A 19,555-nucleotide genomic window follows, 5' to 3' on the forward strand; every position below is an offset into this window, starting at 1 on the left:
GACGGGACCGGTGGACTGCCACCGGTCCCGTTCGGCATGCTGGACTCGGTGACCACGCCCGCCGCGCCCTTCAGGAGCGCTGGAGTGCTTTCTGAGCTCATGGACTATTCACGGTCTTCCGCGGTGGAGCGGCGACGCATGGCGAACAGCAGTCCGCCACCGGCGAGGACGACGACGGCGATCCCGACCCCGATCAGCACCCCGGTGGAGCTGCCACCGGAGTCGGAGGCGGACGACGAGGAGGCCCCTGCGGCAGGGACCGCCGACCACCAGCTCCAGTAGCCGTCCTGGCCGTAGATGTTGCCCGCGGCCGCCGGCATGGTGGTGATGGACTCGATGTGGTCGGTGCGGTAGGCCTCGACGGCATTCGGGTACGCCATGACGTTCATGTACCCGGTGTCGTACAGCCGCGACTCCAGTTGCCGCACAAGATCCGCCCGCTTGGCGGGGTCGTACTCGGCCAGTTGCTTCTTGTAGAGCTCGTCGTACTGCTTGTCGCAGATGAAGTTGTCCGTCGCCGCCGACTCCTTCGCCTTGGACGGCAGCGCGGCGCAGGTGTGGATCGAGAGGACGAAGTCGGGGTCCGGGTTGACGGACCAGCCGTCGAAGGCGAGATCGTACTCACCCGCGTACCAGGGGTCGGAGACGTTGTCGAGGCAGTCGACCTTCAGCCCGATGCCCTGCTCGCCCCACCACTCCTGGAGGTATTTGCCGATGGCCTTGTCGTTGGGGTCGGTGGCGTGGCAGAGGATGCGGAAGTCCAGCGGCTTGCCGTCCTTGCCGACACGCTTGCCCGCGCTGTTCTTCCTGTACCCGGCCTCGTTCAGCAGGGTGGCGGCCTTCGCCGGGTCGTAGGCGAGCTTCTGGCCGTCCGAGGGCTTCCAGAAGTAGTCGGAGAAGCGCGGCGGGATGTACCCCTCACCCTCGACGGCGTGGCCCTGGAAGACCTTGTCGATGATGGTCTTGCGGTCGACCGCCATGAACAGCGCGTGACGCACCTTCTGGTCGAGCAGCGCCGGGTGGCCGTCGCCGAACTTCTTCCCGTCCTTGGTGCGGGCTCCGGGGTTGACGGCGAGCGCGAAGAAGCGGCGGCCGGGGGCGTCGTTCACCTTGATGTCCGGGGCGTTCTCCAGCGAGGCCGACTGGGCCGGGGTGAGGCTGGGGCTGCCCGCGACGAAGGACACCTCGCCCTTGCGCAGGGCGGCCACGGCCGCGTCCTGGTCCTTGTAGTAGCGGAAGACCAGCTCGTCGAACTTGGGCGAGCCGCGCCAGAAGTCCTTGTTGGCCTTGAGCTTCACATAGCTGTCGACCTTGTAGTCCGTCAGGATGAACGGGCCGTTCCCCACGACGGGGAAGTCCTTGTCGTTGTTGTACTTGGAGAAGTCGTCGACCTTCTCCCAGACGTGCTTGGGCACGATGGGCACATCGAGCGCGGCCATCGTGGCCTGCGGCTCCTTCAGCTGGATGACCAGCTTGTCCTTGCTGGGCGCGGTCACCTTCTCGAAGTTGCCGACGAAGCTGCCGTTGGAGGTGGCCGCCCCCTCGTCGGCCATCATCGTGTTGAACGTCCAGGCCGCGTCCTGGGCGGTGGCCTGCTGCCCGTCGGACCACTTCGAGTCCGGCCGGATCGTGTACGTCCACGTCAGCTTGTCCGCGGACGGCTCCCATGCGGTGGCGAGCCCCGGGATCGCCGTGTTGTCCTTGGCGTCGTAGTTGGTCAGGTAGTCGTACATCAGCCGGTGGATGCTCGTGCTCAGCAGCCGCTGGGCGAGGAACGGGCTCAGCGAGTCGACGCTCTGCGCGACGGCGACCGTGAGCGTCGTCTTCCCGTCGTCGGCGCGTGCCTCCGAGGGCGCGGGTGCGAGCGGGTTTCCCGGGACGACGGCCCCGGCGGTGAGGGCCAGGGCGGCCGCGCCCGAGGCCAGCAGGGTACGCAGGCGCCTGCCGGGCCGGAGGGTGCGGGAGGAAACTCTTGTGACCATGGACGGGGACCTCGCGTCATCACTCGCTTGAGAAGGCGGGTTGATCTCTGGTTCGCCAGCTGGTGAAGCGAAGGTCTATCAGCGGTCGCGAGGCTCGTCAACGGTCCGTCAAACCGCGTGTGGGCTGGGAAAACAGCGATGAGGGCCCGCACCGCGTGAGCGGTGCGAGCCCTCATTGGTTTAGACCTCTAACGCCTTACTGGTGAGGAGCCTGCGGCGGCTGCGGAGATCCCTGCTGCCACCCCGCCGGATCCACCGGACCCTGCAGATCGGGCTGGCCTGCCGGGTTGTCCTGACCACCCGCCTGACCGCCCGGCTGTCCCTGCGGAGGCACGGCGGGGGCCGGTCCACCCGACTGGGCCTGCGGGGGCGGCGACTGCTGCCACCCGTTCTGCTGTCCGGCAGGACCCGGCTGCGGGGGGTAGGGCTGCTGCGGGGGCTGGGGAGCGCCCGGCTGATATCCCCCGTACGGCGGCTGGGGCTGCTGTCCGGGGTAGGGCTGCTGACCCGGCATCGGCCGGCCCTGCTGAGCTTGCTGGCCCGGGTGGCCCTGCTGGCCGGGGTACGGCTGCTGCTGCGGCTGGTAGGGCTGGCCGGGGGCGGGCTGCTGGGGCGCGTACGGCTGCTGGCCGCCGGAGCCGCCCGGCTGCTGCTGCGGGTAGGGCTGTTGCGGGTGCTGTGGACTGTGGGGCTGTTGCGGGGCGTGGGCCGGCTGGCCAGGCTGACCGGGCATCGGCTGGCCCGGCGCCGGGTAGCCCTGCTGGCCCGGCATCGGCGGGGCGTACTGAGGAGGCGGGTTCTGGCCGTCCGCCGTCCACAGCCCCTGCTGCTGCTGGGCGCGCGCGAAGTCCTCCGCGACGAGGGCCGAGAGGTGGAAGTACGCCTCACGGGTCTTGGGTCGCATCATGTCGAGGTCGACCTCGGCGCCCGCCGCCAGGTGCTCGTCGAACGGGACGACCACGACACCCCGGCAGCGGGTCTCGAAGTGCTGCACGATGTCGTCGACCTTGATCATCTTGCCGGTCTCGCGGACACCCGAGATGACGGTGAGCGAACGCTGCACCAGGTCCGCGTACCCGTGCGCCGAGAGCCAGTCCAGGGTGGTGGAGGCGCTGGAGGCGCCGTCGACCGAGGGCGTGGAGATGATGATCAGCTGGTCGGCGAGGTCCAGCACGCCGCGCATGGCGCTGTAGAGGAGACCGGTGCCCGAGTCGGTGAGGATGATCGGGTACTGCTTGCCGAGCACGTCGATCGCGCGGCGGTAGTCCTCGTCGTTGAACGCCGTGGAGACCGCCGGGTCCACATCGTTGGCGATGATCTCGAGGCCGGAGGGGGCCTGCGAGGTGAACCTCCGGATGTCCATGTAGGAGTTGAGGTACGGGATCGCCTGGACCAGGTCGCGGATCGTGGCCCCGGTCTCGCGCCGCACCCGGCGCCCGAGCGTGCCCGCGTCCGGGTTGGCGTCGATGGCGAGGATCTTGTCCTGCCGCTCGGTGGCCAGGGTCGAGCCCAGCGCGGTCGTGGTGGTGGTCTTGCCGACGCCGCCCTTGAGGCTGATGACGGCGATCCGGTAACAGGAGAGCACCGGCGTACGGATCAGCTCCAGCTTGCGCAGCCGCTCGGCCTCCTCCTTCTTGCCGCCCAGCTTGAACCGGGAGGCGGCGGAGGGGTTACGGCTGCTCTTCGCCTTCTGCTTGCCCCGCACGAGCCGGTCGGAGGAGAGCTCGACCGCCGCCGTGTACCCGAGGGGCGCGCCCGGCACGGAACGCTCGCGTTGGTCGTGGGTGACCGGGGTGGGCCAGGCGCCGCCGGCGCGGGGGTCGACGGGCTGGTCCGGGCCGCCTTGGTGGCCCGGCTGCTGCTGGGCGTGGGGCGGCTGGGGCCGGCCCTGCTGCTGTCCCTGCTGGTGATGCGGGTCCGGCTGCCGGGGGGAGGCCGGGGCGACGGGTGCGGGCAGATTGGGGGTGGCCTGCGCGGGGAAGGGGGCGGGCTGCTGGTGCTGCTGGGGTGCGTTGGGGGCCTGGGGCGGGGGGGCCTGCGGGAAGCCGTAGCCGCCTTGGGCACCCTGCGGGGGCAGCTGCTGGTGCGGCTGTTGCTGCGGGAAGCCGTAGCCGCCCGCGCCCTGGGGGGCCTGGGGCGGCAGGGGTGTTCCCTGGGGCCCCTGGCCGGGGAGCGGCTGGGGCTGCTGCGGTGCGTGGGGCTGCTGAGGTGCCTGCGGCGGCTGGGCCGCGTGCGGGAAGCCGTAACCGCCGGGGGCCTCGTGGGGCGGCACGGGGGCGGGCCACTGCGCCGCGGGCTGCGGGGCGGTGGGCTGCGGGGCCGCCGGCTGGAAGGCGGGCGGCAACGGCGGCAGCGCGCTGCCCTCGGCGGGCACGGACCACGGGACCGGCGCGGCGGAGGCCTGCGGTCGGGGCGGCGCGGCGGGCGGGGCCTCCGGGGCAGCGGCGTCCTGCGGGACGGCGCCGGCATGGGGGCCTGCCTCGGCGTCGGGGGAGCGGCCATCGCCCGCACCGCCGTCCGCGTGGTCGCCCGAGGCGGGCACGTCGCCCGGGTCTGCCGGGTCCGCCGCGTCGGCGGAGTCCGGGAGCTTCGGGGCATCCGCGGTGGCCGACGCGTCCGTTGCGCCGTCCGTGTCCGTATCCGTGCCGTGGCCCGCGTCCGCACCGTCGGCGGCCGTGGAGTCCGACTCCGTACGGGAGGAAGCCGAACCCGGCTCCGTACCGGACAGGCCGGAGTCCGTCTCCGCCTCCGCGGCGGGAGCCTCCGCCGCCGCCTCGCGCTCGGCGATCTCACGCTTGAGGGCGGCCGGAGAGAACCGCATCGTGGCGCCGCTCTCCAGATCGCCGCCCCCGAACGGCCCCGGGTCACCGGAGGCGTCGGCGGAGGCGGCCGGAGAGGCCGGCGCACCGGGAACGACAGGCCCGACCGGATCGGCGGCGGGAGCAGGCGCCGTCGGCACGGCAGGCTCGACGGGGGAATCCGCAGGGGCGGGCGGTGCCGGAGGTGCAGGGGACCAGGTGGGGTCGAACCCGCCCTGGGACGGCTGCTCCGGCACGGACACAGGGGCCCCGTGCGGTGGCGGAGGCGGTGCCAGGTGGGAGCCCGCGCCACCCGACGAGTCCCCCGCCGCGTTCTGCGTATACCAGGCGGGAGGGGTGTAGTCGATGGTGAACTCACCCGTCATCTCGGCGGGATCCGCGTCGGACGACTCGTCGACGGGCGTGTTCCATCCGCCGCGGATCTCGTCCCGATCGCTGTTCACTATGCCTCCTGGTGTGGTCGAGCACCCTTGTGCCGTGGTGGGTGGGGGCGACCGGTCTCATTGGGCCCGGTACGCCCGGCTCTCCCCCTTGCGACGCGCACAACCCGCTCGCAGGTTTCTTCTGCCGCGCCCCACCCACCCTAATCGCCATCGGGCGAACTCCGGCAGGCCGTATCGCACGGCAAGGAGCGCCCCTCGGGTCAGGTGCCGCTCACCGGCGGACCGAGTGCGGCAGAAGCGGAAGAGAGAGGCGGTCGATTCTGGACGTGGACCGGCATGGCGAAGGGTGGCGGCCAGGCCCGGCCGCCACCCTCGTACCGCGTACGTCGCCTACTTGAGGTCGAACTCACCGTCGCGAGCACCCAGGACGAACGCCCGCCACTCCGCCTCCGTGTACCGCAGGACGGTGTCCGGGTCCAGGGAGGAACGCATGGCCACCGCGCCCCCGGGCAGATGCGCGATCTCGACCCGCTCCTCGACGTCCTCGGTGCCGGGCGCGCTCAGCCACTCCACGCCCGAGATGTCGAGAGCGTAGAGCTCGTCCTTTTCCTGCTGGGTGCCCATGCCGGCGTCCCTTCCGATCGAACCGTCGAACTGTGTGTCGTTGCATGGTCCATGCTCCCTGGTGGGAGGGGCGCATGTGGTGCGAACGGGAGAGGAATCAGTCCATCCGGCGAGCTGTGCCCAGCAGACCGGTCTCCGCGTCCGTCGCACTCGTCATCACCCAGTGGTGGTCGCGGCCCGCCACCCAGAGCGTCACACCGTCCGCCAGTGTCGGCAGCGCCTCGCTCTCGGCCGGTGCCAGCCCCAGGATCCGGCCGATCTGCTGCGCCTCGTCGGGCGAGACCCGCTGGATGCCCACGAGCGCCGAAGAGCGCAGCAACCTCGGTGCGACGGGGCTGAGGTAGGGGAGCAGCGTCAGCACGGACTGCCAGGGGGAGGAGATCACCCGGCCGCGGGGCGGTCGCATACCGCAGTCGCGGATGACCACCACGGGGCTGCCGACCGCGGCACCCGTGGGCGGGACCCGCCCCACGTCGTACAGGGAGACGCACTCCAGCCCGGCGCCCGCCGCCTGCGCCAGCGTGGTCCAGGCCTGCACCCGGCCGGTCTCGACGGCCACCCGCGCACCGGTGCCCGCGGCGCGCAGCGCCAGCACCTGTGCCGTCCACAGCCCGCCGATCAACGTGACGTCGTACGGGACCGGCCGGTGGAACCCGATCAGCTGCGGGCGCCCCTCCGCGTCGTTGCCGATGATCACGCCGTCGTCGCCGACCGGGAGCGACAGGGCGCCGAGGTGGTCGGTGGGCACGGTGTGGCCCGCGTGGCGGGGACCGAGCAGTCCGCGCCTGGCCCCGGTCCGCTCCGTCACACCACGCGCCACTGCTGCTCCGCCTCTCCGCGATCCGCTTCTCACTGGGCCCCTCCCAGGGGGAGCGTCGCCAGCACACCCGGCAGCTGTTCGCGGTCCAGCCGCGCCAGACCCACCTTCGCGTGCCGGGCGGCCTGCTCCAACGTCCTCCGCACGCCGACCAGCTCGGTGTCCGATCCGCCGGTCACCCGGACATGGCCGCTCACACTCGTCTCGCCCTGCCGCGCACCGCGCCGTACGGTCAGGCTGAAGGTCGTGGCATACGCGGGGACCGACGTCAGCAGCGCGACCAGCTGCGGGAGCGGCGTCGCGCCCCGGCCCAACTCGGGCCAGCGGTCCACGGCGTACGTGGTGTGCCACCGGTCGTCGCACCGCCAGACCCGCGAGGTCTCCATGGTGCGCCGCTGCGGTGCGGCGTCCGGGCGCCCGGCGCGCCCCGAGAGCAGGGGGTTGGCGCAGGCGGACGTGGCGACGGCCGAGTTCAGCTCGTCCTGGTCCAGCACCACGGCCCGGAACCCGGCCCCCGTGATCCGGCTCGCCACATGGTCCGCGACCCGCACCAGAGCGCGCTGGGCCCCTTCGAGCCCGCCACCGCGCGCCTCGATGGCCTCCCGGCACAGCTCAGGATCCAGCTTCACCGCCACCCAGGTCATCCGCAGGGCGGGCGCCCCGGTCTTGTCCTGGAGGGGCGCGTACGAGAGGCGGGCCACCGACTGCTGCGGCAGATGAGGGGCGGGAGCGGCCCGTACCTGCTGCACCAACTGCGCCGACTCCAGCACGATGTCGTCGACCCGGAGGGCGTCACCGAGCAGCGACAGCGGGAGTGAGCGGGCGCCGAACGCGGGCCGCAGCGCCTCACCGCTCGCCTCCACCCGCACCGCGGCGGTCAGGAACGTGCCGTCGCCGAGCATGCCCACCGTGCGGTGGTCCCGGTCGACGTAGATGTGGGGGCCGAAGCCGGGCACGTTCTCCGCGACCGGGGCCAGCATCGGCTCCGCGTCGGCTCCCGGTGCCGCCGCCCGCTGCCGGGCCTTGAGCATGAGGGCGCTGGACAGCCAGTCCTGGAGCGCCCGGCCCCGGCGGCGTACCACCGCGAGCAGCATCAGAAGCACGACGAGCACGCCGGCGGGCACCAGCCAGGCACCGCCGAGCGCCGCACCCACCACGGCCACCGCGAGCGCCGCCTCGATGATCACCAGCTGCCGCCGCAGGGGCCGGACCCGGCCGGTCCGCGCGGTGGCGCGCAGGGTGGTTGCCGCGGGGGCGCTCGACGCGGTGGCAGGGGCTGTGGCGGCCGGCTCGTTGCTGCGTTGCCGACGGGAAGGCCCGGGGGTTCTGCGGCCGGACCGCCCGGTGCGCTCTCGCGTAGCTGCACCCATTGCCGCGTTGCCCCCTCGTGTCCGTATTCACCGTTTTTTGCACGGGTGTTGACCGGGTGGTCACCCTACCTGAGCAGTGGGGGCCGAGCCCCTGGGGGCATAGTAGGGGCCCGGTGCGACACCAGGGGCCGACGGTGTGTGTGGCACCCTGGTCGACCACTGGGGAGAAGGGGCAGCGGAACATGGCATCACGGCGGGATGAGCTCAACGCCTACACCTTTGCGAAGCGGAGGTTGATCGCACAGTTCCTGCAACCCAACCCGACCGGCTCCGAGGAAGGCGCACCACGCCCCCTGCGCGCGGTCGTGCCGGGGGCGATCATCGGCGTCGTCGTCCTCGCCGTATTCGGCGCCTGGGGCATGTTCAAGCCGGTGGCCCCCAAGGACTGGGACACCCCCAACGAGAACGTCATCATCGCCAGCAAGTCCACCACCCGCTACGTGGTGTTGACGACCGACGGCAAGAAGCAGCTCCACCCCGTCCTGAACATGTCCTCGGCCAAGCTCCTGCTCGCCCAGGACAAGGGCAAGGTCGTCAACGTCGACGAATCGGTGCTGGACAACGGCACGATCCCGCACGGCGCGACGCTCGGCATCCCGTACGCCCCCGACCGGCTGCCCGACCCCAAGGACGCCGGATCCGCCAAGCGCTGGGCGGTCTGCGAACAGCCCGGTGAGGGCGGCCGGGCCATCCAGAAGGCCGCCTTCGTCTTCGCCGAGCGCGAGGAGAAGAAGACCGAGGGCAAGGGGAAGCTGCGCGGCGGCGAGGTGATGTACGTCGAGGGGCCCGACCGGACCCGCTACCTCGTGGACGCCACGGGCAAGGCGTACCCGGTCCCCGCCGACGAACTGCTGCTGCGCACCCTGGTCGACCCGAACGCCAAGCCCCAGCGGGTCTCCGCCGCATGGCTGGCGACGCTCCACCAGGGCGACCGGATCACGTTCCCGACCCTGGACGGCGTCCCGGGCACTCCCGCGAACGTCCCGGGCACGCTGGACGACGACACGAACAAGGTCGGCATGGTCCTGGCCGCCACCGCCGGAACCAGGACCCAGCAGTACGTCGTCCTCCCCGGCAGGGTCGCCCCGGTCTCGGACTTCATCGCCAAGCTCCTGCTCAGCAGCCGGGACCTGGACAAGCTCGGCCAGGCCGGCCAGGTGAAGCCGGTGGGCGCCTCGGCGTTCTCACCGGGCCGGGCCTTCGGCGCGGAGCTGGACTGGCCGGTCCACGAGGCGCAGGCCGTCAACTCCCCGGCCATGACGAAGGGAAGCCGGAACACCGTGTGCAACGTCCTGCGCGACGTCGATGCCGACAACGGTGCCACCACCCTCTCCACCTGGGTGGGTACGAGCTTCCCGGCGACGCTCCCCACCGGCTCCTCCAGCGCCTACGTCACCCCCGGATCCGGCGAGCTCTTCCGCCAGTTCCAGGGCTCCAACACCGACGCCGGCTTCCTCTTCCTGGTCACCGACACCGGACTGCGCTACGCGATGCAGTCCAACAGCGACAGCGGACAGGACGACTCCGGCATCGGCGCGTCCGGCTCCAAGAAGGAACGGGAGGCGCGCCGGCAGGAGGCCCAGCAGGCCCAGAACCTCCTCGGCTACAAGGACGTCGACCCCACCCCCGTCCCCGCTGCCTGGTCCACGTTCCTGCCGACGGGCCCGCGGCTCTCGACGGGCGCGGCGAGCCAGCCGCAGGGTTCGTGAGGAGCGGTACGCCGATGACACGCCTCGCACGCACGCCCCTGCCTTCGACGACCAAACGCCTCCTGACGACGGCCGCGGCCACCACATTCCTCCTCGTCGCCCTGCCGGCCCCTCAGTCAGCCGCGGACGACACGACCCAGTGCACGTTCGGCGGGAAGAAGTACCCGGGCCGCCCCTGGTCGTTGCAGCGCGTCCTCATGGACGAGCTGTGGAAGCAGTCCACCGGAAAGGGCGTACGCGTGGCGGTCATCGACACCGGCGTCGACGTGAAGAACCCCCAGCTGACCCCGGCCGTCGACGTCAAGGCGGGCAAGAACTTCCTGCCGAAGAAGCTCAAGACCGAGGACGGCCGGGAGATCGAACGCGGCAAGGAGAACGGAACCACGGACACGGTGGGCCACGGCACCAAGGTGGCCGGCATCATCGCCGCACGCGAGGCGAAAGGCACGGGCTTCGCCGGTCTCGCCCCCGACGCGACGATCATCCCGATCCAGCAGAACGACGCCGACGGCAACGGAACGGCGGAGTCCCTGGCCAGGGCCATCCGCTACGCCGCCGACGAGGCGAAGGCCCACATCATCAACATCTCCCAGGACACAGCCGACGCCGTCGCACCGACACCGCGCCTGAAGGAGGCGATCGACCACGCCCTGGGCAACGACATCGTGGTCATCGCCTCAGCGGGCAACGACGGCATGGACGGCCAAACGAAGCCGACCTACCCCGCTTCCTACGAGGGCGTCCTCGCCGTCGCCTCCTCGGACCGGAACAACGAACGCGCGTACTTCTCCCAGGGCGGCCCGTTCGTCGGCATCGCCGCCCCCGGCGTGGACATGGTCTCCACCGTCCCCGGCGGCGGCCACTGCGCCGACAACGGCACCAGTTTCTCCGCCCCGTACGTCGCCGGGGTCGCCGCGCTGATCAAGGCCAAGCACCCCCGCTGGACGCAGCGCCAGATCGTGGCCCAGATGCAGCAGACGGCGGAGCGCTCGGTGGCGGGCCACGACCGCCACGTGGGCTGGGGCGTCGTCGACCCGGTACGCGCCCTCACCGAGGACGACAAGCCCATCGAGCGCCCGGTCGCGAGCGAGGGCATGAGCAAAGGCGAAGCACCGACCACGGCAAAGCTCCACCTGGGCGAAACGGCCGACGAACGCAACGCCCGCCTCGCGACGTACGTCGTCGTGGGCGGCGGCGTCCTGGTGGCCGCGATCGCCGGTGCGGCAGTGGCCGTACGGGACACGAGACGCCGCAAGAGGCGGCTGGCGGGCGGCGGCTGACGGAGGAGAACTCGGCTGAGGCATGAGACAAGTCACGTGGCCGCCAACCCAATTGGCCCGGCGCCACGCAGTGACTAGAGTTACCGGATGAGATGGGCTCGGATCGCATCGATGCGATAGCAACGCGGAACGATCCGAGCAAACGGGGATGCACAACGGGGAGGACGGCATTGTGACCGGTCCAGGTGACCTCAGGCGCGGCGTAGGCGCGCTGGAGACGTTCAAGAAGCGGGTGGACGCCCTGCTCGCGGACCTGGAGGGCTCGGCGGCCGGCAAGTCGAAGGTGGCGGCCCAGAAGGTGTCGCGCGCCTCCTTGAGCGGCCCGAACGCCCGCTTCGCCGAGGCGGACGGCCTCTACACCCAGTACAACCGCGTGCACGAGTCGCTGATCTCGCTCTCCAAGTCGCTGGGCGAGCAGATCGAGTACCTGAGCCTGGGCGTGCACGCGGCGGCGGTCGGTTTCGACAACGTGGACGACGAGACCCGGCGGCGCTTCCACGAGATCCAGACACGGATGGACCGGGAGCGCGAGAAGGCCGCCAAGCCCGAGGCCGACAACCGCGAAGGCCAGGGCGACGGGTGGGAGACGAAGTGAGCGACGAGAAGCAGCCGGAACTGACTCCGGCCGAACAGCAGAAGCAGGACGAGGGCCGCGTCAAGACCCAGCTGGTCGTCACCGATATGACGGAGCTGGGTCGGGAGGTCCTGAGCCTCTTTCCTTTCGGAGGCGGCGGCGGCAGAGCAGGCCGTACCTCGTTCGAGGGACACGACCTCAACGCCATCATCGACCTGGTGGAGAACGCCAACCCGGCGGACCTGGAGAACGCGGGCGAGGCGCTCTGGAAGGCCAGGGATGCGATCCGGAGCGCGGCGAAGGAGCTCGGCGACCACATCGACGGCGTCGACTGGCAGGGCGATTCCGGTGAGGCCTTCCGCAAGTGGGGCAAGGGCCTGGTCACCCACGCCACGAAGCTCGGCGACTTCGCGGACGCGGCGGGCACACAGATCACGGTGGCCGGCACCGGCCTGGCGTCGGTACGCAGCTCCATGCCGCCGCGCGACAGCCGGATGATCCAGACGGACGTGGACGACATCCTGTTCCCCGCCCGGACCGAGACGAACCCGCAGTATGCGGCCGCTCTCACGGTGGAGAAGAACCGCCAGGAGGCCATCAACCAGATCAACCGGCTGGCGTCGTACTACGCGGTGTCGGAGGAGGTGCTGGCGGGGCAGGAGCCGCCGCGGTTCGATCAGCGGCTTGGTGTCAACATGCCCAGGCCCAGGGGCGGCGTCGAAAAACCCACAGCCGTCACCGCACCTCCCGGCGCAGACACGTCGGGCGGCGGCACGACACCAGGCAACGCAGAGCGCTCGGGCGCAGGTGTCTCTGGAACCGTCAGCTCTCCCGATGGCCGGACCCCGGACGTAGCTCTTGGCTCGGCACCTGTGCTGGACAAGAGCACGTCCACAGAGATCAACAGTGTTGCGACCCCGACCGTTCCGAATGCGGCCACCGGTACCCCTCCCACGCCACCGGCCACCAGCGGCCCAGGCCCGGTCAATACACCGACGCCGCCCATGGCGCCCGGTCTCGGGAACCCGGTATCGGCAAGCCACTCGCGGGCCACGGGCTCCGCTGGTGGGCCCCGGTCCGTGAATCAGGCCGGGCGAGGACTGGGCAAGGCATCCCCCACCGGTGCCGGCGCCGCAGCAAGAGGTGGCACGGGCACTCCCATCGGCAGGGGGAGCCCGATGGCCAGTGGGCCATCAGCCACGGGGCGCCCTGGCGGAGGTGCACAGCTGCCCACGGCCGGTCAGTCCGGCGTGACGGGCGGCCGGCCCATGGCCGCCCACGGTGGCACGGCAGCGCCGGGCAGCTCTCGTGCGGGACAGGGCAACGGCATCGTGGGCGGCACTCCGCAGCGTGCCACCTCTGGAGCGTCCGGGGCTGGCGGGGCACGTGGAGTGCCGCGAGGAACGGTGATCGGCGGACCCGGCGCGAGTGGCAGTGCGCCGCGCTCCGGCCAGCGTGGGGCGCCTGTCTCGGGTGCGAATGGAGTGGTCGGAGCTGCCCGAGGGACGTCGGGCTCCGGCTCCAAGGGCTTCACAGCCGGGGGCGCGGGCCTCGTCCGTGGCCCTGTCGGTCGGCGGAAGACTGACCGGAAGGACGAGGAGAACACCGGGTCGACTCGTCCGGATTACCTGACCGAAGACGAAGAAACATGGGCTGCCCGACGGCGCGGAGCCGTGCCGCCGGTGGTCGAACAGTAGCCCCAGGGAAGGTTCGGAAGTCAGGATGACAGCAGGAATGGGCCGTCCCCAGAAGCGTGTACTCAGCGCACTGGCTGTGGCCGCTTCGTGGAGTGTGGTCCTTGCCGGTGCGGCACAGCCTGCCGCGGCTGCGGACGTGCAGTCCAAACAGTGGTACCTCAGTGCGTTGCAGGCTGAGGAAATGTGGAAGGTCACGACGGGCGAAGGCGTCAAAGTCGCTGTCATCGACACGGGCGTCAACGCGGCTACGCCTTCCCTGAAAGGCCAAGTTCTCAAGGGCCTCGACGCTACGAATGCCGCCGGTGACGAGCACGATGACTACCGCGGACATGGCACCAACATGGCTGAGCTGATCGCGGGGACGGGCAAGGAGGGTGGGCTGCAGGGGCTCGCCCCAGGGGCGAAAATTATTCCTATGCGCATCAGTGACACAGAATTCCAAAATGAAAATTCGGTCAATGCGAATGACGCTGAAGACGCTATCCGGGCAGCCGCTGACAGCGATGCGAAGATCATCAATATGTCCTTTGCTAGCGACTACTCATCAAGTCAGGAGCGCGACGCCGTAAAGTACGCACAGCAAAAGGGAAAGCTTTTCTTTGCCGGCGTGGGGAATAATGCGGAGGAAGGCAACAAGGAGCAGTACCCAGCTTCATATCCACAAGTAGTGGGTGTAGCTGCTGCGGACCGCAAGGGAAAAGTCTCTGAGTTTTCCACAAACGGAAACACCGTAGACATTGCTGCTCCCGGCAGTGATATTCCGCGCTGGTGCAACAATTCCTTCAAGAGCTACTGCGACGGGGACGGCGGAACCAGCGCCGCCACCGCCATCGCCTCCGCCTCCGCCGCCCTGGTGTGGTCCGCCCACCCCGACTGGACCGCGAACCAAGTGCTCAACGTGCTCTTCGACACAGCTAGTCGCACGTGGAAGAAGGGCGACCGCAGCGCCTACCTCGGCCACGGCCTCATCCGCCCCGCGATGAACATCCTCAAGGGCAAGGGCGATCCCGGAGACCCGGACATCAGCCCCCTCACCGAGGAGCGGACCGGCGGCTCCCTGGCCTCCCCTGCCCCTTCCTCCACAGCCTCCGCCCCCGCCTCCGACCAGCCCGCCCAGAACGGGAAGGCCGACAAGGCCGACGAGACCGTCGCGGCGGGCGACAGCGAGGCGGCGTCGGGCGATGGTGTCCCCCTGGGCCTGATCGTCGGCGGTATCGCGGGCGTGGCCGTCCTCGGGGGAGTGGTCTTCGCCGTCGTCCGCAGGCGCGGCGCGGCCTGACCGCAGGTTCCTCACATGTACCGGCCGGCGAACCATGCCGGCTCGCACAATCCACCGGAAGGAAAGGAAAGCCATGTCGGCAGACCAGAAAGTCTCAGCTGCGGCCCTACTCAGGCTCGAGGGGGACCTCACCGAAAGGTTCGAGTCGGTGAAGGGCCAGCTCAAGCAGCTGAACGCGACGATCGACAGCCTGGAAGGTGCCTGGAAGGGCATCGGCGCCGGAGCGTTCAATCAGAAGCAGGTCCAGATCAACAACAACATGGTCGGCATCGGCAACGAGCTGCTGCGCTTCCAGGAAGCCATCAAGGCCGCCCGTACCATCTCGGGCAACAACGAGGAAGAGATCAAGGCCGCCCTCATGGGAGTGGACGTCGTCGACGGCTATTCGGGCGACGCCGCGGCCACGGCCCGGACCTCGAACCTGAACAACTTCTGACCCGTATTCCGCAACTCGACTGAAGGAGGACCACATGGCCACCAACGACGGTACGACGGTCGTCACTTATGCCAGCCTCGATCTCGCGGCCGCGTCGATCGATCGTCAGGCCAAGCAGCTCGACCAGGACCTGCGGGCGATCAAGACCATGATCGCCTCGGTCTCGGAGCTGTGGGAGGGCGAAGCCAAGACGGCCTACCGCTCCGCGCAGGGCCGGTGGGACCTGCAGGCGACGGGCATCAAGGAGAACCTCGCCCAGATCTCCCGCGCCGTGCGCGACGCGGAGACGGCCTACCGCAGCGGTGACAAGCGGGCGGCGGCGAACTTCCAGTAGCCGATCCGGCTGGAAGAAGCAGGCTGCTCAGCAGCACATCAGGGTGGACACGCGCGGGAGGTGTCCACCCTGACGCATGTCCGCGGTACGTCAGCACGGATACATGTCCGCTTTATGTCGGCACGAGCGATGCAAAGGGGAGGGGGCGCTGGACATCCAGCGCCCCCTCCCACGTACTCGGCAGCGTCCCCGCCTACTGCCCCCCGTCCACCAACCCCGTCTGCACCAGCGGGTTCCCCCGCCGCCGGGTGACGAACAGGCCCCGCCCCGCCGGCATCGGCCGCGGGCGTACGCCGCCGAGGACGTCGCCCTCCATCGGGTCACCCGACAGCAGCACGCCTTGCGCTCCCAGCTCCGTCATGCGCTGGAGGAACGGGTCGTACAGCGCCCGGCTCGCCCCCGCCGTGTTGCGGGCGATGATGAAGCGGACGCCCACATCCCGGGCGAACGGCAGCAACTCCGTCAAGGACGACAGCGGGTTGCCGCTCGACGTGGCGACCAGGTCGAAGTCGTCGATGACCACGTAGACCGTCGGTCCGCGCCACCAGCTGCGGTCCCGCAGTTCCTGGGCCGTGACGTCGGCCGACGGGGTGCGGCGCTTCATGAGGTCGTGCAGGGCGACCATGTGGTGGTCCATGTTGTTGGACATGGGGATGTACTCCGCCAGGTGCGTCGACGGGGTCACGTCCAGCAGCGAGCGCCGGTTGTCGATGACGAAGAGCTTGCAGGTGTCCCCGTCGTACCGCTCGGTGAGCTGCTTGATCACCAGCCGCAGCAGGTTGGACTTGCCGGACTCGCTCTCGCCGAAGATCAGGAAGAACGGGTCGTGGTCGAAGTCGACGAAGACCGGCGCGAGGTTGTTCTCGTCGATGCCGAAGGCGATACCGCGCTCCGGAGCGGCGTAGCCCGCCGGCAGTTCGCTCGCCGGCAGGGAGCGCGGCAGCAGGCGTACCTGCGGTGCGGGCGGAGCCGTCCAGTGGCGGGCGACCTCCGCGTTCATCGCGGCCGTCGCCTCGGAGAGATCGCTGTCGGAGTTGATGCCGTCGATCCGCGGCACCGCCGCCATGAAGTGCAGCTTCTCCGGCGTCAGCCCGCGACCCGGCACCCCGGCGGGCACGTTGACGGCGACCTTGCGGTCCAGCTCGGAGTCCATGACATCGCCGAGTCGCAGCTCCAGGCGGTTCATGAGGTGGTCCTTCAGGCTCGCCCTGACCTCCATGGACCGTGACGCGGTGACGATCAGGTGGATGCCGTAGCCGAGGCCACGCGCCGCGATGTCCACGGCGGCGTTCTCCAGCGCCTCGTAATCCGTACGGAAGTTGCCCCAGCCGTCGATGATCAGGAAGACGTCACCCCACGGCTGGTCCGTCACCGAGATCTCGCCGCGCGCCCGCATCCGGCGGAAGGTGGCGATGGAGTCGATGCCGGCGCTGCGGAAGTACTCCTCGCGCCGCGAGAGGATGCCGTACACCTCGGCGACCGTACGGCGGACCCGCTCGGGGTCCAGCCGCGAGGCGACCCCGCCGACGTGCGGGAGGCCCGCGATGGACGACATGCCGCCACCGCCGAAGTCGAGCCCGTAGAACTGGACTTCCTGCGGAGTGTGCGTGAGCGCGAAGCCCGCGATGAGCGTACGGAGCAGGGTCGACTTGCCGGACTGCGGACCACCGGTGATCTGCATGTGACCCGCCGCCCCGGAGAAGTCCCGGTAGAGGGTGTCGCGCCGCTGCTCGAACGGCTTGTCGATCACGCCCAGCGGTACGACGAGACGTCCCGCCCCCTCGAACCCGGGCTGCGTCAGCCCGCGCCCCGGTACGGCCGAGAGTCCCGGCAGGATCTCGTCCAGCGACGGCGGGTTGTCCAGCGGCGGGAGCCACACCTGGTGGGCGGAGGCGCCCCGCCCCTCCAGCCGCCGCACGATCACATCGAGCACCGTGTCCGCCAACGCGTCGTCGTCCCCCGTCCGCTGGTCCGGCACCCCGGCCGCCCCGGCCTGCGGGCTCGGCTGCACGTACCGCACCGGCACCGGCGCCGCCGTGAACGGAACCGGCCTGCGGTCCACCGGCAGCGGGCCCCCGGACGCGACCGGCTGGCCTCCCGCCCGGTACACCCCGGAGACGTACGCGGCCTTGAACCGCACCATCTCCTCCGTACCGAACTTGAGCAGCCCGGAACCGGGCACGTTGGGCAGGTGGTACGCGTCGGGCACCCCGATGGCCGACCGGGACTCGGCCGCCGAGAACGTCCGCAGACCGATGCGGTACGAGAGGTACGTCTCCAGCCCGCGCAGCCGCCCCTCCTCCAGGCGCTGCGATGCCAGCAGCAGGTGCACACCCAGCGAACGGCCGATGCGCCCGATCTGCACGAACATGTCGATGAAGTCGGGCTTCGCCGTCAGCAGCTCGCTGAACTCGTCGATGACCAGGACCAGTGAGGGGATGGGCTGCAGCGGCGCACCCGCCGCGCGCGCCTTCTCGTAGTCGTGGATGTTGGCGTAGTTGCCCGCGTCGCGCAGCATCTCCTGGCGGCGGTTGAGCTCACCGCTGATGGAGTCGCCCATGCGGTCGACCAGCGTCAGGTCGTCCGCGAGGTTGGTGATCACCGCGGCCACGTGGGGCATCTGCGCCATGCCGGCGAAGGTCGCGCCGCCCTTGAAGTCCGCGAGGACGAAGTTGAGGGTCTCCGAGGTGTGCGTGACGGCGAGGCCGAGCACCAGCGTCCGGAGCAGCTCCGACTTTCCGGAACCCGTGGCACCCACACAGAGCCCGTGCGGGCCCATGCCCTCCTGGGCCGCCTCCTTGAGGTCCAGCATCACCGGCGCGCCGCCCTCGCCGACGCCGATCGGTACGCGCAGCCGTTCGGCCTGGGAGCGGGGGCGCCAGGTCCGGCTCACCTCGATGGAGGCCGCGTCCCCCAGGTTCAGCAGATCGGTGAACTCCAGGTTGGCCAGCAGCGGCTCGTCGTCGTCTCCGCCCGTCGCCATGTGCAGCGGGGCCAGCTGACGGGCGAGCGCCTCGGCCGCCTCGTAACTCAGCAGGTCGGGCACCCCCTCGTAGACGAGCCCCTGCCCCGACTCCAGCTGCAGCGACTGCGGCTGCACCACGACGGAGAGGCCGCCGCGTGCCCCCTGCGCCTCGCCCGGCACGACCTCGATGACCGTCACGCCCTGCAGCCCCTCGGCCGAGGCGAGCACCGACATCGGGGGCACCGAATCGCCGTCCAGCACGATGACGACGTGCGGCTGCTCCAGGAGCGGCTGGCCACCGGGCTGGAAGCGCGGGCGGCCGTCGAGACGCGCCGCCAGCTGCTGTTCGAGCTCCAGGACACCGGTGGTGATCAGGCGCCGGCTGCCCGCACCGTCGGTCGAACCCGCGTCCTGTACGTGGGGGAGCCACTTCGCCCACTCCCACTGGGGGGCCGCCTCGGCGCCCGCGGCGATTCCGATCACCAGGTCCTCGGGGGAGTGCAGCGAGGCCAGAGCACCGACCATCGCCCGCGCCGATGAGCGCGCGGAGTCCGCGTGGCCGCCGATCGTCACGTGGTAGAACGCCCGCAGCGAGACGGCCATGGGCAGGCCGTCCAGCGTGGAGTGCGTCGTCAGGAACTGCTGCATCGCCCCGGCGGTCAGCGGTTCCAGCTCCTCGACCGGCGCCGTCTCGGGCGCGACGAGCGGCGTGGCCAGCTCCTGGGTGCCCAGACCGATACGTACCTGCGCGAAGTCGGCGTCGGCGACCCGCCGCTCCCACACCCGGCTGCCCTCGGCGACGAGCGCCCACAACTGCTCGGGCGAGGGGTGCAGATAGAACTGTGCGTCACGCTGCTTGCGCGCCGTCTTCACCACCGTGCGCCGGGTCTGCGTCAGGTACTTCAGATAGTCCCGCCGCATGTCCGCGAGCTGCCCCTGGGTGCCCCGCCGGAAACGCACCATCATGGCGATGGCCATGGCCACCGTGGAGGCGATCATGATCACGCCCATGATCCGCATGATCGGGTTCGGCGTCATGAAGAAGAAGACGACCGAGCCGCCCATGCCCAGCATCGGCAGGAGCTGCATGAGCATGCCCTCCTGCTGACCCCGGGGCAACTCCGGCGGAGGTTGCAACTGCACCTGCTCGACCGGCACTTCGGAGGGCAGGGCCCGCGGTGGGCGCTTGACAACGATCTGGCTCACAGCTCACCAATTCCCTTGCCGGACGGAAGTGTTCCTATCGGCGCCCCCGTGGCGACGGGCTCCATCCGCGGGATGGATCC

Annotated in this window: 13 protein-coding genes; 7 read left to right on the forward strand and 6 right to left on the reverse strand. The window is 70.5% G+C overall.

Annotated features, from left to right (window positions below; all coding sequences use genetic code 11):
* Positions 1-104: 104 nt before the first annotated feature.
* The 5 genes from ABZ154_RS30225 to eccE all read right to left on the reverse strand — a co-directional run bounded on the left by ABZ154_RS30225 (position 105) and on the right by eccE (position 7,995).
* Positions 105-1,982 (reverse strand): ABC transporter substrate-binding protein, encoded by a 1,878-nt coding sequence (locus tag ABZ154_RS30225; RefSeq protein ID WP_356837556.1) that lies wholly within the window; start codon positions 1,980-1,982, stop codon positions 105-107.
* A 196-nt stretch (positions 1,983-2,178) separates the two neighbouring features.
* On the reverse strand, positions 2,179-5,244 hold the full coding sequence (locus ABZ154_RS30230) for an SCO5717 family growth-regulating ATPase (protein WP_356837557.1): 3,066 nt from the start codon (positions 5,242-5,244) through the stop codon (positions 2,179-2,181).
* Positions 5,245-5,574: 330 nt separating this feature from the next.
* A complete protein-coding gene (locus ABZ154_RS30235) occupies positions 5,575-5,808 on the reverse strand; it encodes a DUF397 domain-containing protein (protein ID WP_015611831.1) in 234 nt (77 codons plus the stop codon).
* Between the two features lie 97 nt (positions 5,809-5,905).
* Complete coding sequence (locus tag ABZ154_RS30240; protein ID WP_356837558.1) at positions 5,906-6,616, reverse strand: hypothetical protein; 711 nt, start codon at positions 6,614-6,616, stop codon at positions 5,906-5,908.
* Between the two features lie 41 nt (positions 6,617-6,657).
* Positions 6,658-7,995, reverse strand: coding sequence for a type VII secretion protein EccE (eccE, locus tag ABZ154_RS30245; protein ID WP_356837559.1), 1,338 nt, complete (start codon positions 7,993-7,995; stop codon positions 6,658-6,660).
* Positions 7,996-8,177: 182 nt separating this feature from the next.
* Here eccE and eccB point away from each other — a divergent pair, with 182 nt between their 5' ends.
* The 7 genes from eccB (at position 8,178) to ABZ154_RS30280 (ending at position 15,304) form a co-directional block, all read left to right on the forward strand.
* Entirely contained in the window at positions 8,178-9,704 is a 1,527-nt protein-coding gene (gene eccB, locus ABZ154_RS30250; protein ID WP_356837560.1) for a type VII secretion protein EccB, read from the forward strand.
* A gap of 14 nt (positions 9,705-9,718) precedes the next feature.
* Positions 9,719-10,984, forward strand: coding sequence for a type VII secretion-associated serine protease mycosin (gene mycP / locus ABZ154_RS30255; protein ID WP_356837561.1), 1,266 nt, complete (start codon positions 9,719-9,721; stop codon positions 10,982-10,984).
* A gap of 148 nt (positions 10,985-11,132) precedes the next feature.
* Positions 11,133-11,579 (forward strand): hypothetical protein, encoded by a 447-nt coding sequence (locus ABZ154_RS30260; protein WP_356837562.1) that lies wholly within the window; start codon positions 11,133-11,135, stop codon positions 11,577-11,579.
* Positions 11,576-13,255, forward strand: coding sequence for a hypothetical protein (locus ABZ154_RS30265; protein WP_356837563.1), 1,680 nt, complete (start codon positions 11,576-11,578; stop codon positions 13,253-13,255). The genes ABZ154_RS30260 and ABZ154_RS30265 overlap by 4 nt, the downstream gene beginning before the upstream one ends.
* Before the next feature lie 25 nt (positions 13,256-13,280).
* The gene (locus ABZ154_RS30270; protein ID WP_356837564.1) at positions 13,281-14,534 is read left to right on the forward strand and encodes a S8 family serine peptidase; all 1,254 of its coding nucleotides are present in this window, start codon (positions 13,281-13,283) and stop codon (positions 14,532-14,534) included.
* Between the two features lie 73 nt (positions 14,535-14,607).
* Positions 14,608-14,970, forward strand: a complete 363-nt coding sequence (locus ABZ154_RS30275; protein ID WP_073882384.1) for a WXG100 family type VII secretion target — start codon at positions 14,608-14,610, stop codon at positions 14,968-14,970.
* A gap of 34 nt (positions 14,971-15,004) precedes the next feature.
* Positions 15,005-15,304: a WXG100 family type VII secretion target gene (locus ABZ154_RS30280; protein WP_356837565.1), complete on the forward strand. Its 300-nt coding sequence runs from the start codon at positions 15,005-15,007 to the stop codon at positions 15,302-15,304.
* A 193-nt stretch (positions 15,305-15,497) separates the two neighbouring features.
* Here ABZ154_RS30280 and eccCa read toward each other — a convergent pair whose 3' ends face one another.
* Positions 15,498-19,475: a type VII secretion protein EccCa gene (eccCa, locus tag ABZ154_RS30285; protein WP_356837566.1), complete on the reverse strand. Its 3,978-nt coding sequence runs from the start codon at positions 19,473-19,475 to the stop codon at positions 15,498-15,500.
* Between the last annotated feature and the right edge of the window lie 80 nt (positions 19,476-19,555).

The organism is Streptomyces sp. NPDC006261 (assembly GCF_040613515.1).
Lineage (GTDB): Bacteria > Actinomycetota > Actinomycetes > Streptomycetales > Streptomycetaceae > Streptomyces.

What these genes read in the sequence shown, in the direction of transcription:
- ABZ154_RS30225 (WP_356837556.1), bottom strand. Translation starts at nt 1,982, where the DNA reads ATGGTCACAAGAGTTTCCTCCCGCACCCTCCGGCCCGGCAGGCGCCTG.
- ABZ154_RS30235 (WP_015611831.1), bottom strand. Translation starts at nt 5,808, where the DNA reads ATGGGCACCCAGCAGGAAAAGGACGAGCTCTACGCTCTCGACATCTCG.
- eccE (WP_356837559.1), bottom strand. Translation starts at nt 7,995, where the DNA reads ATGGGTGCAGCTACGCGAGAGCGCACCGGGCGGTCCGGCCGCAGAACC.
- eccB (WP_356837560.1), top strand. Translation starts at nt 8,178, where the DNA reads ATGGCATCACGGCGGGATGAGCTCAACGCCTACACCTTTGCGAAGCGG.
- mycP (WP_356837561.1), top strand. Translation starts at nt 9,719, where the DNA reads ATGACACGCCTCGCACGCACGCCCCTGCCTTCGACGACCAAACGCCTC.
- ABZ154_RS30260 (WP_356837562.1), top strand. Translation starts at nt 11,133, where the DNA reads ATGCACAACGGGGAGGACGGCATTGTGACCGGTCCAGGTGACCTCAGG.
- ABZ154_RS30270 (WP_356837564.1), top strand. Translation starts at nt 13,281, where the DNA reads ATGACAGCAGGAATGGGCCGTCCCCAGAAGCGTGTACTCAGCGCACTG.
- ABZ154_RS30275 (WP_073882384.1), top strand. Translation starts at nt 14,608, where the DNA reads ATGTCGGCAGACCAGAAAGTCTCAGCTGCGGCCCTACTCAGGCTCGAG.
- ABZ154_RS30280 (WP_356837565.1), top strand. Translation starts at nt 15,005, where the DNA reads ATGGCCACCAACGACGGTACGACGGTCGTCACTTATGCCAGCCTCGAT.